The following is a 15,613-nucleotide window of genomic DNA, read 5'->3' on the forward strand; positions in this document are numbered from 1 at the left end:
TTTCACTTTATTTCACTACATAAAACATTATGTTCTACTTATTGCGTGAAATATTTGTAATAAACTTATAACGATCTCCTCTGTAAATACACTTTACGTATTCCAGCGGCAACTCACCTTCTGCATACGACCATTGTCTCATTACAAGCACAGGTGCTTTCTTCGGAATATGAAGATGCGCAGCCTCTTCGTCCGTTGCAATAGATGCTTCAATAGATTGCGTAGCACGAACTAGCTTAAAGCCTAGTTTTTTTTCTAAGTGCTCATACAATGATTGCTGCAAAATTTCTTCATTAATATCTTTTACAAGAGATGGTGACAAATACGTTGTTTCAAACGCAATTGGTTCCTCGTCAGCTAAGCGAATACGTCTCACTTCGTAAACTGATTCTCCCTCTTGAATTCTAAGCCTGTCTGCTACTTTAGCAGTAGCTGGAACAAGTTGAAAGCTTAATAGCGCACTACTAGGTTTCATTCCACGAGAGAGCATATCCTCCGTAAATCCAGTCATGCCTTGTAACTTTTGTTCAACTTTCGGAAGTTGTACAAAAGTTCCAATTCCACGCTTTCGATATAAATATCCTTGTTCAACTAAATTATTAATTGCCTGTCTGATTGTCATTCGACTTACTTCAAACTTATCACATAATTCATTTTCAGATGGAATTTTATCTCCCGGCTTCCATTCACCGTCTTCAATTAGTTGCTTCACCCACTCTTGAATCTGATAATAGATCGGAAATGGTGAATACTTGTCGATGTTCATCAGCAATCGCCTCACTGCATAAAGATAGAGCTTCTTGATCTGCGATTACGGTTACATTTGGATGACGTTGTAAAACTGTAGCCGGACAACCTTCGTTTACGTTCCCTTGTAGCATTTCCTTAATCGCTTCTGCTTTTTTCAAGCCAGAAACAACAAGTAAAATTTGTTTCGCCTTTATAATGCTACCGATTCCCATTGTAATTGCATGAGTTGGCACATCTTCTTCTTTTTCGAAGAAACGACGGTTTGCTTGACGGGTAGATTCTGTTAACTCAACAATGTTAGTTACAGAATCAAATGGTGTTCCCGGCTCATTAAATCCGATGTGACCGTTTTCACCGATTCCAAGAATTTGCAAATCAACTGGATTGGCATCAATAATGCTTTCATAACGTTTACATTCCTCTTGTAAATCGCCTGCCATTCCATTTGGTACATAAGTTTTTTTAAATGGAAGATGATCAAACAACTGTTCTTGCATAAAGTAATGATAGCTGTTTTTGTCTTCATGTGGTAAATTTACGTACTCATCTAAGTTTACAGTGGTTACACAGCTTGTATCAAGTTTATTTTTTCTCATTAATGCGTAAATTCCCAATGGAGAGCCTCCTGTAGCCATTCCTAGCACTGGACTTTCTTTTGATTTTACAACTTGTTCAATTAATTTATAACCTGCTTCCGCTAATGCTTCTGGAGTTTTTACAACAACGATATTCATTTATTTCCCCTCTTTCATATGAGCTCCCAATCGAACTGTATCTTGTACATATAAATCTTTAGACATAATAACAAAATCCGCATTTTTTCCTGTTTCTAAAGCACCCTTATTTACTAATCCAAATTCTTCAGCTTGATTAATTGATGTCATAAGAACTGCTTCTTCAACAGAACATCCAGTAAACGCAATCACGTTACGAAACGCTTGATCCATCGTTAAAATGCTGCCTGCTAATGTGCCATCTTCTAATCGCGCACTGCCATTTTTTACAATAACCGGTTGTCCACCAAGTTCATATAATCCATCTGCTAAACCTTTTGCACGCATCGCATCTGTAATGACACTCACTTTTTTAGGTCCTTTTAATTTATATGCCAATTTCACCATATCCGGATGAATATGAATACCATCTGTAATCACTTCAACCATTACATCTGGGTTTAATAGCACATGACCAACTACACCCGGCTCACGATGATGCAACCCACGCATTTGATTATAAAGGTGAGTTGCATGTGTAATACTTCTACCTGTTAATTGCTCATCAGTTGCATCTGTATGTCCAATCGTACCGATAACCCCAGTTTTCGCGAGGTATTGTTCAAACTCACGCGCACCTTCTTCTTCAGGAGCATATGTTACCAGTTTAATTAAATTCCCGCTTGCTTCTTGCCATTGTTTAAATTGTTCAATATTTGCAGGAACAATGTACTCAAGCGGCTGTGCACCTGCACGTTTTTTTGAAACGTACGGGCCTTCTAAATGAATATATTCAAAATGCGCACCTTTTCCCTCCGCCTCTTTTGCAGCACTTAGAGCCGCTTCAATTGCCTCAGGAGACTGTGTCATTGTTGTTGGAAAAAAAGTTGTAACCCCTTCTTGTAACATCTGTTTGCCGAGAGTTACTAATCCGTCGCTATTTGCATCCATTGCATCAATATTGTATCCACCGTGAATATGAATATCAATCATTCCTGGAATTACAAGATTCCCTTTTATATCATGAATCTCTTCATTTTCTTTTGGTACATACTGAGCCATCAATCCCAGTTCTTGAATTTGATCTGTGTAACGAATAAAACCGTTTTCTAGCACTTCATGACCTGTATAAATTTTGGCATTGATGACAACTTGCGTTTTCATTTCCATCGTCCTTTCCCATATAATACTACTTGTATTATTACCTATTTGCCTATTTTCATCATAATATATACACGAGTAGTTGTCTATACATTATGAGTAAATTTTTAATATAGGAAAAAGGTAATTTCTTTTTCTTCTCTAATTATAATATATAGTATTATTTATTCAAAAGGAGAGGTTAACAATTTTATGAAAAAGTCAACAATTATTTCATGTATTATCTTTGTAACAGTAGTTCTGATTGGCTCTGGGTCTTATTATATGATGACGAAAATGAATATATCTAAACAAGTTACATCACCTCCAGAACCTCCAAAGGATGCACAAACTGCAGCTATTTACAAATCAATTCACGAACAGCATGAATTGCTAAACAAGTTGGTCTGCTATGATCAATATAAAAACTGGACCCCCTCCTCTTCTTTATGGACTGAGCATGATGCTGCTTTAAAACAAATTGAAGAACAATTCTTGCAGTACACACCGGCAGTTGAAGGGGCTTTACAAAAAGACTTCCAAAATATTGTTTCTTACACGAAACAAGCCCGTGAAGAAAGAAGAGCAACTACACTTGTAGAAATACATCGTATTATGCATGATTTAGATATTTTATTGAACGGATATCAAGAAAAGCTTTGGAACGCTACTGTATATAAACGTAATTAACTATATTTGTAATTTCAGCAGCTTATATATCTCAATGCTGAAATGAGATATACTTACACTATTTTAACAACGGTAAAGGTAACTGATGCTGAATAACAATACGCTCACCATCTGTCTCAATTTCAACATCATGTTTCACTGTAGTATATACGGCGATACCATGCCGATATAACCGTTTCATCACACTTCGATGTGGATGACCATATGGATTCTTTTTATCATATGAGATAACAGCAAACTGCGGTGCAACAGCTGTTATAAACTTTTCACTCGTTGATGTATACGAGCCATGATGACCAACTTTTAATACATCTGCATGCATATCATATTGTTTTATCATTTCTTCTTCTGTATGTGTATCTGCATCTCCCATAAATAAAAAATCAGCCTTACCATAACGAATTTTCAATACAATAGACGATTCGTTATTTTCTCGTTTCGCTTTCCCATCGTTTAACACTTGAATAGAAATGTGAGGGTCCAGAGGGATATATTGTCCTTCTTTTACACTTAAAAACGGCACTCCTCTTTTTTTAATACTTCTTATGTACGTGTGATATGTAAATGAACTATATAGTTTCCCACTATCTAACACAAGTGAAACCGGCATTTGTTCAATAATTGGAATTAGTCCCCCGATATGATCCATGTCAGGATGTGTGCTAATGACAACATCTAAGCGTTTAATCCCTTTTTTAATTAATGTATCAATAATAGGCTCCCCAGCTTCATACGGTCCACCATCAATTAAAATCGTTTTCCCGTTCGGTAAAGAAATAATTGTTGCATCTCCTTGCCCAACTCTTAAAAAATTTACAGTCATCTTACCTAAGTGCGTACGTTGACTTGAAAAGGAAGAAACCGTATGTATAGAAGTATGCTGACCTATAGGGGATGCACTATTTAAAGTTATACATAATACAATTGAAAATAGAAAAAGAGCGATACGCACATCTTTCATACACCTTCTCCTTTTTCTATTTAGTATGACGCAGCTTTCATTTCATATACAAAAAAGCTTGGCAAAATGCCAAGCTTTTACTTCGAAATTTCTTGTAGAGAACCAAAGAATAAATCCGCTTCATTCATTCCTTCGCCTTCTTCTGACAGAGCAGGTAATTCATCTAATGTTTGTAATGCAAATGTATCTAAAAATTCTTTTGTTGTGCCGTATAAAATGGGACGTCCTGGCCCTTCTACACGCCCTACTTCTTTAATTAACAAGTGAGAAACAAGCGTTTGCAAAGCGCGATCTGTTTTTACACCGCGAATCTCCTCGATTTCCGTTCTCGTAATTGGCTGGCGATAAGCAACAATTGCTAATGTTTCTAATGCTGCTTGCGATAAGGATGTAGCTGTTGGTGCATCCATCAATTTTTGATAATACGAGGCATGTTCTTTTTTCGTTGTAAAACGATACACCTTTGCAAATTGAACAATTTGCAAACCTCGGTGCAATTGCTCATATTCTGTCTGTAGTTCCTCTACAAGATTTATTACAGCTTTCACTTCTATCTCTAACACTTTTGAGATTTGTTCCGGATAAATCCCTTCATCCCCTGCTACAAACAGCAGCCCTTCTATAACTGCCTTTTGTTCTTGTCTATCCAACGATAAAAGCTCCTTTCTCACATTCTTTGTATCCCTATACGTCATAAAGACCGAACAACAATATATTGCGTTCGGTCAAACAGTACAACTATGGTTTCAATAAAAAGATTTCATCAAAATTATGCTCTTGTTCAATGACAATTTGCTGATGTTTCATAAGCTCTAAAATTGCTAAAAATGTAACAACAACCATTTCCCGGTCATCATCTGCAAATAAATCATAAAAACTTTGACGACCTCCTGCCATTTCTAATTGTTTTAAAACATCACCCATTCGTCGTTCAATTGGAATTTCTTGCCGAGCAACTGTAGCTGTTACCGGACGTTGTATTTTCTTTCGACGCATTAGCTTTTGAAATGCTGCCAGCATATCATATAGCGTAACATCAATCGGCAGCTTTTCATCTTCCTCTTTTTGAAACATCATAAAATCAAGAGGAGGACGTGTATATAGCTGTGCTCGTTCTTGCTCTTTTTCTTTTAATTGGGTAGCAACTTGCTTATATTTCTTATACTCAATTAGACGTTCCATTAACTCTTGCCGAGGATCTTCTATAAATTCTTCACTGCTATCCTGTACATCTTCTTCATGCTTTGGAAGCAACATTTTACTTTTAATTTGTAATAGCGTCGCAGCCATAACTAAATATTCACTTGCAACATCAAGCTGTAATTCTTTCATCGCATGGATATATGATAAATATTGTTCTGTAATTTCCGCTACAGGAATGTTATATATATCAATTTCATAACGATTAATTAGATGTAATAACAAATCTAAAGGGCCTTCAAATGCCTCAACTTTAAAATTATATTGCACAAATCATCCCACCACATTTTTTCTGTCACTCCATAAGTATAGAGCATACTCCATACACTATCCAACCTTTTTCAAAAATTTAATCAAAAATAGACGTATACCTAGGCCACAATGCCTATCCCGTTCATATGATAGCAGTGTAATGAGTACACATTGTAGGAGGTTACAAACTATGGTACATGGTGCTGGAGGTTTCCACGGCGGATTCGCTCTGCTGGTTGTGTTGTTTATTTTATTAATTATTGTCGGCGCAGCTTGCTTCTGCTAACTGACATAAAGCGACTAGAACAACCTCTAGTCGCTTTATATTTATGATACACTATATATGCACGCTGCTTAGAATAGGAGTGAAAAACATGTATCATGAAGCATACATACAGTTTTTAATTCATTTTCATAGTGATTACGACTACTTTGAATGTCACGAAATTTTAGAAGAACATTGGAAAACAAAACCACGCGGGGAACGCGAACAACATTGGGTAGGACTTATTCAAATTGCTGTCGCTTTATATCACCATAGACGTTGTAATTGGAATGGTGCCGAGCGAATGATGAAAAGTGCACTATTCATTTTGCAAAATGAAAAACAGCACATAGAGGCGTTAAGTTTAGACTACCCAAAACTATTATTACTCCTTCAGGAACGACTGCACATCATTCAAAATCATGAGTCTTATACAGTACTATTTCTTCCTTTTTCTGATCCGAATCTAGAAGACATATGCATGCAATTATGTAAAAACAAAGGACTTCCTTGGAAAGATACTTCTTCTACTCCAAGTGCGGATATTATTCATAAACATTCTCACCGCAATCGTGAAGATGTGATTAACGAGCGAAATATACAATTACAAAAAAGAAAGCAGAGATAATATTATCTCTGCTTTTATTAATGCACATTATGTTCAACTTCTTTGCATTTCTCACAAAATCTAGAAGTTTGTTCGTTTCCGCATACCGTAACATTCGGCAGCATTGTTTGTAATTCTTGTACCATTTTTGTTCCAATTCCCACATGACGATGCGAAGGATTCACACTAATATGCTGAATTTCTAATACACCTTCATCTTGTTTTACCGTCCCAATAATTCCAACAATAGCATCGTCTTCTTTCCATAAATAGAGCTGCCAATTATCATTTTTTTCATAATCCTTCATCGTTGCTTGTAATCGTTTTATATCTTTTTCCATTGGCATAAAAGACAGAAGTCCCATCGCAATTTTTTCATAACTTTTTTTAAAACGAATTAACATGAAATTTATCCCTTCTTACAAAAGTTACAAATCATATATCCCCTCAACCAGCATTTTAGATCTTACATCATATCTATTTTACAATATTTCTAATTAGCTGAGAAGATTTGCCCCAAAAAACAACTTTATAATCATACAAAGAGGGAAAGAGGAAGTCAAATATGGATATTCTATTTATATTATGCCACTAGCATAATATTGTTTGTATCTAGCCTAAATGGCATATAAAGTGAAACTTCCATCAATGTTTTTTCATCCCCCACTGATGGAAAACTCTCACCAATCGAGGTATGCTAGCAGTAATCCTCCACCTACCTTCTTTATTTTCTCAGAATCTTGAGGTAGATGTTTACTGCCTGCAAATAACGAAATAAAAGATACGTAAATTCTCCTATATATATCTTTTACTGCTCTTCACTTACAAATTCTTTTTTAAATAAAAAAAGAGAGCATTTTGCTCTCTTTTCACATTTTACTCTTCCCAAACCTTAACTTCTTTCATAACATCGCCTTGACGCATATTTAATACTGTCTCAATACCACTTGTTGCCTTACCGAATACAGTGTGAACACCGTCTAAATGCGGTTGTGGTTCATGTACAACAAAGAACTGGCTTCCTCCAGTATTTCTTCCTGCATGTGCCATAGAAAGTGCGCCTACACCGTGTTTATGAGGGTTGCCATCTGTTTCACAAGGAATGCTGTAGCCAGGACCGCCTGCTCCTGTTCCTGTTGGATCGCCACCTTGGCTTACAAAACCAGGAATTACTCTGTGGAAAGTAACCCCATTATAAAAACCTTCATTTGCTAGTTTTTTAAAGTTATCTACTGTTTTTGGTGCTTCTTCTGGGAAAAATTCTAATTCGATTTTTTCACCGTTTTCCATTAATATGTATCCTAAAGTTTTCATGTATAATAAGCTCCTTTCAACAATCTCAGCCTTATATTACCACAATCACTGTAATAAACAAAAATATTATTGCAAAAACCTTGTTAAATTTAGTATGTTACTTCCTCAAGCCAATGCACAGGTTCATTTTTATTCTGTTCAATAATTTTCATAACCCCTTCTGGATATATTGGCGTTGCTTTTATTTTACTAATTTCTTCCACTTTAACATACTGTCAGAATGCTCTTTATGCCATCTTACTGCCTGCTCATCTTCTTTAACAGTACACCAATACAATAACGTACAATGATGATATTTTTGATTATCTGCCTCAAAAATATCATCATTTACAGCTGCAAAATGCTCTGCTGTTACTTGTAAATCATATTCTTCCACAAACTCTCTTTCAATTGCCGCTGCAGCACTTTCTCCAAACTCAATCGACCCACCAGGCAAACGATAAAGTGAAACTTCCATCAGCGGGGGTTCTTCACCCCTACTGATGGTTAGTTGAACCAATCGGGCTCTTACGGGCAGTTATCTCCCACCTATCTTCTTTGCTTTCTCTGAATCTTCAGGTGGGTGTCTTACTGCCCGTTAGTGCGGGGTAAAACTCTTCGTTTGTATCACATTGAATCAATCTACTTATCCTATCACGATTAAAAATCAACGCTTCAGCCCTCAACAAAGGTCGCACTCTATCTCTTCCTTCCAAATAAATAATATGTTAAAAATATACTTCTCTATTTCAACACCAATACCTTCTTAATAAAGCGAAACCTCTATCAGCAAGGGCTTACTGCACACGAATAGCGGGATAAAATCCGACAATCCTGCTATTTCTTCCAGAAATCATTCTGAAGACGGATGACAAATACAGAAAATATACTATAATTACTTTGTTGCCCGAAAATTTCAGAAAGAGAAAGGGAGCGATTTTTCGTGAAAACGAAACTATTAGCGCTGCTATTAGCTATGATGGTCTTTTTAATTCCAACAGCTTCATACGCAGACGTGATTGAGGGAGAGTCTATTGTTACATTAGGAGAAAATTTAACAGAGCAGCAAAAACAACAGCTTCTTGAAGAAATGAAAGCGCCAAAAGATGCGCAAATTATTACAGTATCAAATGCGGAAGAACATAAATATTTAGATGGAGTTGTACCAAACGCACAAATCGGCACAAAAGCAATTTCTTCTTCTATGATTACGTATACAAAAAAAGGGTCTGGTCTTGTTGTACAAGCGCATAATATTAATTGGGTAACAGATGCAATGTATACAAACGCATTAATTACAGCAGGTGTAAAAGATGCGAATATATACATAACAGCACCATTTAAAGTGTCAGGAACTGCAGCTTTAACAGGTTTAATGAAGGCTTACGAAACAACATCGAAAAAGGAAATTCCAGAAGAAGTAAAAAAAGTTGCAAACGAAGAAATGGTTCAAACCGCAAAACTTGGTGACGAAATCGGGAATGATAAAGCTGTGCAACTTGTTGCAAACGTTAAAGAAGAAATAGCAAAAGAGCAGCCAAAAACAACAGAAGATTTACGTTCACTCATTAAAAAGGTTGCAGATCAACTTGGAATTACATTAACTGATGAACAACTCAATAATTTAGTAGCACTCTTTGACAAAATGAAAAACCTAAATATCGATTGGGATCAAGTTAGTAACCAATTAAATAAAGCGAAAGACCATGTTTCATCGTTTCTAAGTTCCGATGAAGGTCAGGGCTTTTTAGAAAGTCTAAAAGGTGTGTTCTCTAGCTTTATTGACTTTATCAAATCACTATTTAATTAAAAAAAAGCTCGTCATTGACGAGCTTTTTTTTATGCTAATAACGGGAGTTGCATAATTGCTTCTTCTACAGAACGAACAACATGACTCGCTTTTTCTTTCACATATGGATGAGCATGATGCAACGTAAAAGAATGCGGCGTCACAGAAAACATTGAAACATCATTAAAGGAATCCCCAATGCATGCTACTTCATGTGCTTCTACTTGTAAATGTTCCATTAAAAGTTGCAGTGCACTTCCTTTACTAATTCCAACTGGCATAATATCCACATATCTCTTTCCCGAAATCACTACTTCTGCTTTGTCTTGAAACTTGTTTCGCAGTTCTTCATCTAACATTGTAATTTTTTCTTCTTCTCCATATACAAATAATTTTGCAGGATGAATGGTTTGTCCAAACTCTTCATCTAATGTCTCCACTTCTGCGATTTTCACTTGAATATATTCTTCAAACATACGATGATGCTCATTTTTCTTTTTCGTATATCGATGCTCCTTCGCACATACAATATCCGCCATCTCTTTTTCATGTATATATTTATATATTTCCCGGGCAATCTCACGATTAAAAGTCGATTCGTGGAGCATTTCCCCTTCTTTCGTTAATAAGACCGCACCATTTAACCCTGTTGTATAATAAGGGAAAGTGAATTGCTTCACAGCATCATGAATACGATGAGTAAAACGGCCAGAAGCAAAACAAATATTCGTTCCTTTCTCTGCTAGCCAACATAATGCTTTTTCATCATCTCGACGAATCCGATTCACATTATAAACGAGTGTATCATCTAAATCGCTCACAAATAACTTAATCATGCAATCTCCCCTTCCATACAACATATGTACTTCTAGTGTACAAAAGAAATGTTATGTTTTTGTTAAAAACATATAAATTTATAATAAAAATGAGCAGAAGTTTCCTTCTGCTCATTTTTGTCGTCTTATATTTTGTGGATGAACTATACTTGGACGCATTTTCAAACTAGGAACAGACGGCCGAATGAAAATTTTCATGAATGCTCCCAAATCAAATGGAAGAAATGGCCAAAGGTACGGTGTTTGCAAACTTTTAATCGATGCTAAAAATAAAATTAACACCGTCATTCCAACAACAAATCCTGTATCTCGAAATATAGCTGTACATATAATGAGGAATAATTTAGCAATTTTATTCCCTAATCCTAATTCATAGCTTGGCGTTGCAAATGTTCCAATCATAGAAATGGCAATATATAAAATAACTTCTGGTACAAATAGACCGACATCAATTGCTATTTGACCAATTAATATAGCTGAAATTAACCCGGCTGCTGATGACAGTGGTGTTGGTGTATGAATAGATGCCATTCGCAAAAATTCCAATCCTACTTCCCCTAAAATAATTTGCAAGAAAATCGGTAAATTTGTCGTTTTATTTGGTCCAATAAACGCAAGTTTTTCTGGCAATAAAGTAGGGTCCAATACAAACGTAAGCCAAAGTGGTAATAAGAACAGTGAAAATAATATTCCGAGAAATCGAGTCCAACGTAAAAACGTTCCGGCAGCAGGATTTTGACGAAACTCCTCAGCATGCTGTACATGATGAAAGTATGTTGTTGGTGTAATAATTGCGCTAGGGGAAGTATCTGTCAATAGTAAAACATGTCCTTCTAGCAAATGATTCGCAGCGACGTCTGGTCTTTCTGTATATCGAATAAGCGGAAAAGGATTGTATCCTTGGTTGACAAGAAACTCCTCGATGGTTTTATCAGCCATCGTTATACCATCGATTTGAATATTTTCTAACTCTTGCTTTATTATTTTCACTAAGTCTGGATTCGCAATATCTTGTACATATGCGATACAAATATCCGTTTGTGACCGCTCGCCTACCCGTATCATCTCATGCCGCAAGCGAGGATCACGAATACGCCGCCGAATAAGAGCTGTATTCACAATAATATTTTCAACAAATCCATCGCGAGCACCTCTAACAACTTTTTCTGTATCCGGCTCTGTTGGAGTTCGTCCCGGATAGCTACGAACATCTATTACAAATGCTTCTGTTTCTCCCTCGACAAAAATAACAATTAAACCTGATAAAACTTGAAATATTACATCTTCCATCGTCTTTATTTTACTTACTTGCTGATGAATGAGACGATTTTCTAGCAGCTTTACGGTATCTTCATACCTTTGTATTTCATTTGTATCAACTGCCTCCTCCAAAATATGTATAATATAGTTCGTATCACACAAACCGTTCACAAACAGAACACCAATTTCTTTATCTAAAATACGAAATTTTCGAATCCCTACATCAAACGTGACACCAAGTCCAACTGTTTGTTTTAAATAATTTTCATTATCGCTTAAAAATGAAGAAATTGGTATACTAGTCTTTTGTTTGTTGGTCATAAAACCCACTCCTTTCTAAGATTACTTGAATTGCTTTTTTTGTAATAGGTGATCCACGCTTCCAGTCATCATTTCCGTACATTTTTCCAATATCTCCAATTCCAACAATAATGGGGACATGTAGTTCATCTAAACAGTAAACGGTATCACCGTTAATCCTTCCTATTTCAACATCCGCTAACCCAAACTTATCAACACCATATTCAGTTAACCGTCCTTCTCGATCGATACTTACATCAACGCGGGCCCATTCCCAATGATGCGTATTAGAAGCGACAGCTAACACGCCAAGCACGTCAATCTGTTTATTCGTTGCTACATATTTTAGTGCTTTTTCTCCTGAACCTTCTCCAATATATCCACTATCATCAAACATAACAAAAACTGGGTCATGTGGTGTTTGCATGATAAGCTCAACAATCTTTCTCCCTGTTAATTTCGTTGGATTACTTTGTGATGCCGAAATACATCGTCCCCCAAACTCCTTTGTCAGTAACTCGATTGTTCGCTGTGCATATTCATCTCCGTCTGTCACCAAAATAACCCTTCTTCTCATGTTGTTTATCCTTTCGGTTTAAAAATAAGTGCTGCTAAAAATGCAAATAAAATTGCTGCTGAAATTCCAACAGATGTTAACTTAAACATACCCATTCCAATCCCAAGATAACCATGCTTTTCTGCAGCTTCCATCGCACCATGTAATAAAGAATGACCAAAACTTGTAATAGGAACAGTCGCTCCTGCTCCAGCAAACTGAATTAATTTATCATAAATTCCAAATCCATCCAAAACAGCGCCAGCTACTACGAAGATTGCCATAACATGTGCAGTTGTTAATTTTGTAAAATCTAACAGTAATTGTCCAATAACACAGATCGCACCTCCAACTACAAACGCATATATAAATTCCACATATTACACCCCTTTTATTCTTTCAAATACGATACCGTGTGCAATCGTTGGAATCGTTTCTTTTTGTTGAATCATAATCGGATTTAACAAGGCACCTGTTGCTACAACAAAAATCCGTTGTAAATTCCCCTTTCTCATTTCTTTCATTAAATGTCCATACGTCACAACTGCAGAGCAGGCACAACCACTTCCTCCTGCAAATACTTGCTGGTCGTCTCTATAAATCATTAAACCGCAATCATTATAGACATTACCTATGTCATAGCCTTCATCTAATAAAAGTTGCCGCGTAATTGGTGTCCCGACTGCAGATAAATCACCCGTCACAATTAAGTCATAATCTGCAGCACTTCTTTTTAAATCTTCAAAATGCTGTTGAATTGTATGGGCTGCAGCAGGCGCCATAGCAGATCCCATATCAAATGGATCTGTTATGCCTAAATCTTGAACTTTTCCAATGGTTGCTGATGTTACTTTAATTGAACTTCTTTCACGACTAATTAAAGCTGTACCAGCTCCTGTAACAGTAAACGTCGCTGTAGTTGGTTTTTGCCCTCCATACTCTGTTGGATAACGAAATTGCCTTTCAGCAGTGGCATTATGACTACTAACTGTTGCTAATACGCGATTTGCAAATCCACCATCAATAAATGCAGCGCCAACAGCGAGAGTCTCCATAGAAGTTGAACATGCTCCAAACATTCCCAGAAATGGAATCGAAAGTTCTCTAGCAACATAATTTGCTGTAACCGTTTGATTTAATAAATCTCCAGCTAAAAAAAAATCGATAGCAGATGCTTGCAGCTTTTCTTTTCGCAATACTTGTTGAATTGAATCTCTCATTAATCGTCTTTCTGCTAGCTCCCAATTCTCTTCTCCACAATGCAAATCATCATATGTAATATCAAAACTACCTCCAAGCGGCCCCTCCGCTTCTTCCGGCCCAACAGCCGTTCCTGTCGCATTCACATATACATCGTTTTGAAATACCCACGTTTGTTTCCCAGTTAATCTCATCTGTCTTCTCCTTTACTTACAAAAAGTGAAACTTCCCTTAGTGATTTTCCACCTCACCTATCCTCTTCGTTTTCTCTGAATCTTAAGGTAAGAGATTACTGCCATTAGGGCGAGATAAACAGCTTCCATGTATACCGAATGAGACCTACAACATACGCTCCAACAACACCAAATACAATTACACTTCCAGCAATCTTGAACATATTAGTGGCAATCCCAAGAACAATCCCTTCACTGCGGTGTTCCATCGCTGCACTCACCATTGAATTTGCAAATCCAGTAACCGGGATTGCTGACCCTGCCCCTGCAAATTGTCCAAGTTTATCATATACACCAATCCCCGTTAAAATGGCCGACAATAATATTAATGTTGTGATTGCTGGATTTCCCGCATTTTTCTCCGTAAAATCAAAATAGTGTATATACATCTTCATCAAAGCTTCACCTAATATACAAATAAGCCCTCCCACAACAAAAGCCTTGACGCAATTCATAACATAGTTAGGTTTTGATTGATACTTTTTCACGTTATTTGTATAATCATCTTTCAATTTTCGCGGTGTCATTTACATACCTCCTATTTCACAAAATAAATCCAATGAAATAAAGAACCTACCACCTTACCAAGAACAAGTGCGATAAGAAGAATAACAATTTTCCCATCAACCCCAACACGTTTTGCCAATATCGGAAGTACATTCAGCACTTCTGTTAAGGCAGCGGCAAGCATTCCAATAAATGTGCCACATAACAATCCAAGGAGCAAAAGCCAATACGGTGAAGCCACCAATGTGATATCGCGTAAACTGCACCATGCGCCGCTTAATGCACCGCTCACAACAGCCCATTCATAATATTGAACACGATGACCACTTTTTGTTAACTGAGCAAGCCTTGGAATCACACCTAATACAGTTAAAAATGCAACGTATCCTCCTCCAACAGCAATTCCACCAGCAAATCCAATAAAGATTACCCCGATATATTCAATCATTTGGGATTTTCTTTATCATTTCTTTATTTTCATTCATCATCACATATTGATCGAGAGATTGCTGGTATTGGAACATTTCAACTTCTAATGGGCTCGGTTCCTCATTAATGCGTTTTTGAAAAACATGATTAAAAAAAAGAATCATTCCAAGTCCAAGTCCTAACGAATATGGGATTTGAAATAAAAGTGGCTTTTTATTGTTTTCTCCTGTAATCATGTAATACAAGCGTTGATGTACTTGCTGCATACTAACGTCTTCATGAAAATAAATAATTGCAAGGGCAGCTCCCACAAATAGTAATAGCCAAACCATTCCAAAAAAAAATGGATTTACTCGTTTTTTCTCATATACGATTTCAACAATAGTTTGTGCTGAACCAAGCAAATTAATTTGTAAGCTGCTAGAATACTGTTGAATGCGCTGAATGACTTTCATCACATCAATTACCACATGCGTTTTATCTTTCTTTGTAATTTTGTATACAGCCTGTCGTTTTATTTCGTCTACAATGTCTGAATCTCCAACTACTTGTGCAACATCACCAACTTTAATCTCATAAGCAGGCGACACTTGCAGGCGACTTCTCATCTTTACATATATCGTTTGCTCCAC

The 15,613-nt window shown here is 36.5% G+C and carries 21 protein-coding genes; 4 read left to right on the top strand and 17 right to left on the bottom strand.

Annotation, left to right across the window (positions count from 1 at the left end; genetic code table 11):
• Positions 1–34: 34 nt before the first annotated feature.
• Genes phnF through nagA form a run of 3 tightly spaced genes read right to left on the bottom strand, consistent with a single transcriptional unit; the run spans position 35 to position 2,627 of the window.
• Complete coding sequence (phnF, locus tag NKR74_RS16925; protein ID WP_098310503.1) at positions 35–766, bottom strand: phosphonate metabolism transcriptional regulator PhnF; 732 nt, start codon at positions 764–766, stop codon at positions 35–37.
• Positions 696–1,484, bottom strand: a complete 789-nt coding sequence (locus NKR74_RS16930) for a glucosamine-6-phosphate deaminase (RefSeq protein WP_253630319.1) — start codon at positions 1,482–1,484, stop codon at positions 696–698. Before NKR74_RS16930 ends, phnF begins: the two co-directional genes overlap by 71 nt.
• Positions 1,485–2,627 (bottom strand): N-acetylglucosamine-6-phosphate deacetylase, encoded by a 1,143-nt coding sequence (nagA, locus tag NKR74_RS16935; RefSeq protein ID WP_253631172.1) that lies wholly within the window; start codon positions 2,625–2,627, stop codon positions 1,485–1,487. It lies immediately after the preceding gene.
• 189 nt (positions 2,628–2,816) lie between these two features.
• Here nagA and NKR74_RS16940 point away from each other — a divergent pair, with 189 nt between their 5' ends.
• Positions 2,817–3,293, top strand: coding sequence for a hypothetical protein (locus NKR74_RS16940; protein ID WP_253630320.1), 477 nt, complete (start codon positions 2,817–2,819; stop codon positions 3,291–3,293).
• Between the two features lie 58 nt (positions 3,294–3,351).
• Here the strand turns inward: NKR74_RS16940 and NKR74_RS16945 are convergent, their stop codons facing one another.
• The 3 genes from NKR74_RS16945 to NKR74_RS16955 all read right to left on the bottom strand — a co-directional run bounded on the left by NKR74_RS16945 (position 3,352) and on the right by NKR74_RS16955 (position 5,724).
• Complete coding sequence (locus NKR74_RS16945) at positions 3,352–4,254, bottom strand: ComEC/Rec2 family competence protein (RefSeq protein ID WP_253630321.1); 903 nt, start codon at positions 4,252–4,254, stop codon at positions 3,352–3,354.
• 77 nt (positions 4,255–4,331) lie between these two features.
• The gene (gene scpB, locus NKR74_RS16950; RefSeq protein WP_253630322.1) at positions 4,332–4,904 is read right to left on the bottom strand and encodes an SMC-Scp complex subunit ScpB; all 573 of its coding nucleotides are present in this window, start codon (positions 4,902–4,904) and stop codon (positions 4,332–4,334) included.
• 88 nt (positions 4,905–4,992) lie between these two features.
• Positions 4,993–5,724 carry a segregation/condensation protein A gene (locus NKR74_RS16955; RefSeq protein WP_253630323.1) on the bottom strand — a complete coding sequence of 244 codons (732 nt, stop codon included), beginning with the start codon at positions 5,722–5,724 and terminating at the stop codon, positions 4,993–4,995.
• A 172-nt stretch (positions 5,725–5,896) separates the two neighbouring features.
• Here NKR74_RS16955 and NKR74_RS16960 point away from each other — a divergent pair, with 172 nt between their 5' ends.
• Entirely contained in the window at positions 5,897–5,992 is a 96-nt protein-coding gene (locus NKR74_RS16960; protein WP_098310497.1) for a YjcZ family sporulation protein, read from the top strand.
• An 88-nt stretch (positions 5,993–6,080) separates the two neighbouring features.
• Positions 6,081–6,599 (top strand): DUF309 domain-containing protein, encoded by a 519-nt coding sequence (locus tag NKR74_RS16965; protein ID WP_253630324.1) that lies wholly within the window; start codon positions 6,081–6,083, stop codon positions 6,597–6,599.
• A 17-nt stretch (positions 6,600–6,616) separates the two neighbouring features.
• Here the strand turns inward: NKR74_RS16965 and NKR74_RS16970 are convergent, their stop codons facing one another.
• The 3 genes from NKR74_RS16970 to NKR74_RS16980 all read right to left on the bottom strand — a co-directional run bounded on the left by NKR74_RS16970 (position 6,617) and on the right by NKR74_RS16980 (position 8,349).
• Positions 6,617–6,982, bottom strand: a complete 366-nt coding sequence (locus NKR74_RS16970) for a GNAT family N-acetyltransferase (RefSeq protein WP_098310495.1) — start codon at positions 6,980–6,982, stop codon at positions 6,617–6,619.
• A 472-nt stretch (positions 6,983–7,454) separates the two neighbouring features.
• Positions 7,455–7,892, bottom strand: a complete 438-nt coding sequence (locus tag NKR74_RS16975; protein ID WP_098310703.1) for a peptidylprolyl isomerase — start codon at positions 7,890–7,892, stop codon at positions 7,455–7,457.
• 181 nt (positions 7,893–8,073) lie between these two features.
• Positions 8,074–8,349: an NUDIX domain-containing protein gene (locus NKR74_RS16980; RefSeq protein WP_253630325.1), complete on the bottom strand. Its 276-nt coding sequence runs from the start codon at positions 8,347–8,349 to the stop codon at positions 8,074–8,076.
• Between the two features lie 465 nt (positions 8,350–8,814).
• On the opposite strand from NKR74_RS16980, the gene NKR74_RS16985 reads away from it, so the two are divergent.
• Positions 8,815–9,681 carry a DUF1002 domain-containing protein gene (locus NKR74_RS16985; RefSeq protein WP_253630326.1) on the top strand — a complete coding sequence of 289 codons (867 nt, stop codon included), beginning with the start codon at positions 8,815–8,817 and terminating at the stop codon, positions 9,679–9,681.
• A gap of 29 nt (positions 9,682–9,710) precedes the next feature.
• Here the strand turns inward: NKR74_RS16985 and NKR74_RS16990 are convergent, their stop codons facing one another.
• The 8 genes from NKR74_RS16990 to NKR74_RS17025 form a co-directional block, all read right to left on the bottom strand.
• Positions 9,711–10,496 carry a Cof-type HAD-IIB family hydrolase gene (locus tag NKR74_RS16990; protein ID WP_253630327.1) on the bottom strand — a complete coding sequence of 262 codons (786 nt, stop codon included), beginning with the start codon at positions 10,494–10,496 and terminating at the stop codon, positions 9,711–9,713.
• Between the two features lie 111 nt (positions 10,497–10,607).
• Complete coding sequence (locus NKR74_RS16995) at positions 10,608–12,077, bottom strand: spore germination protein (RefSeq protein WP_253630328.1); 1,470 nt, start codon at positions 12,075–12,077, stop codon at positions 10,608–10,610.
• Positions 12,055–12,633: a stage V sporulation protein SpoVABEA gene (gene spoVAEA / locus NKR74_RS17000; protein WP_098310698.1), complete on the bottom strand. Its 579-nt coding sequence runs from the start codon at positions 12,631–12,633 to the stop codon at positions 12,055–12,057. The genes NKR74_RS16995 and spoVAEA overlap by 23 nt, the downstream gene beginning before the upstream one ends.
• Before the next feature lie 5 nt (positions 12,634–12,638).
• Complete coding sequence (gene spoVAE, locus NKR74_RS17005) at positions 12,639–12,989, bottom strand: stage V sporulation protein AE (protein WP_253630329.1); 351 nt, start codon at positions 12,987–12,989, stop codon at positions 12,639–12,641.
• A 3-nt stretch (positions 12,990–12,992) separates the two neighbouring features.
• On the bottom strand, positions 12,993–14,006 hold the full coding sequence (gene spoVAD / locus NKR74_RS17010; protein WP_253630330.1) for a stage V sporulation protein AD: 1,014 nt from the start codon (positions 14,004–14,006) through the stop codon (positions 12,993–12,995).
• Between the two features lie 104 nt (positions 14,007–14,110).
• The gene (gene spoVAC / locus NKR74_RS17015) at positions 14,111–14,572 is read right to left on the bottom strand and encodes a stage V sporulation protein AC (RefSeq protein WP_253630331.1); all 462 of its coding nucleotides are present in this window, start codon (positions 14,570–14,572) and stop codon (positions 14,111–14,113) included.
• An 11-nt stretch (positions 14,573–14,583) separates the two neighbouring features.
• Entirely contained in the window at positions 14,584–15,000 is a 417-nt protein-coding gene (locus NKR74_RS17020; protein ID WP_098310694.1) for a stage V sporulation protein AB, read from the bottom strand.
• Positions 14,993–15,613: a stage V sporulation protein AA gene (locus tag NKR74_RS17025; RefSeq protein ID WP_098310693.1), complete on the bottom strand. Its 621-nt coding sequence runs from the start codon at positions 15,611–15,613 to the stop codon at positions 14,993–14,995. Before NKR74_RS17025 ends, NKR74_RS17020 begins: the two co-directional genes overlap by 8 nt.

The organism is Bacillus sp. 3103sda1 (assembly GCF_024159135.1).
Lineage (GTDB): Bacteria > Bacillota > Bacilli > Bacillales > Bacillaceae_G > Bacillus_A > Bacillus_A rhizoplanae.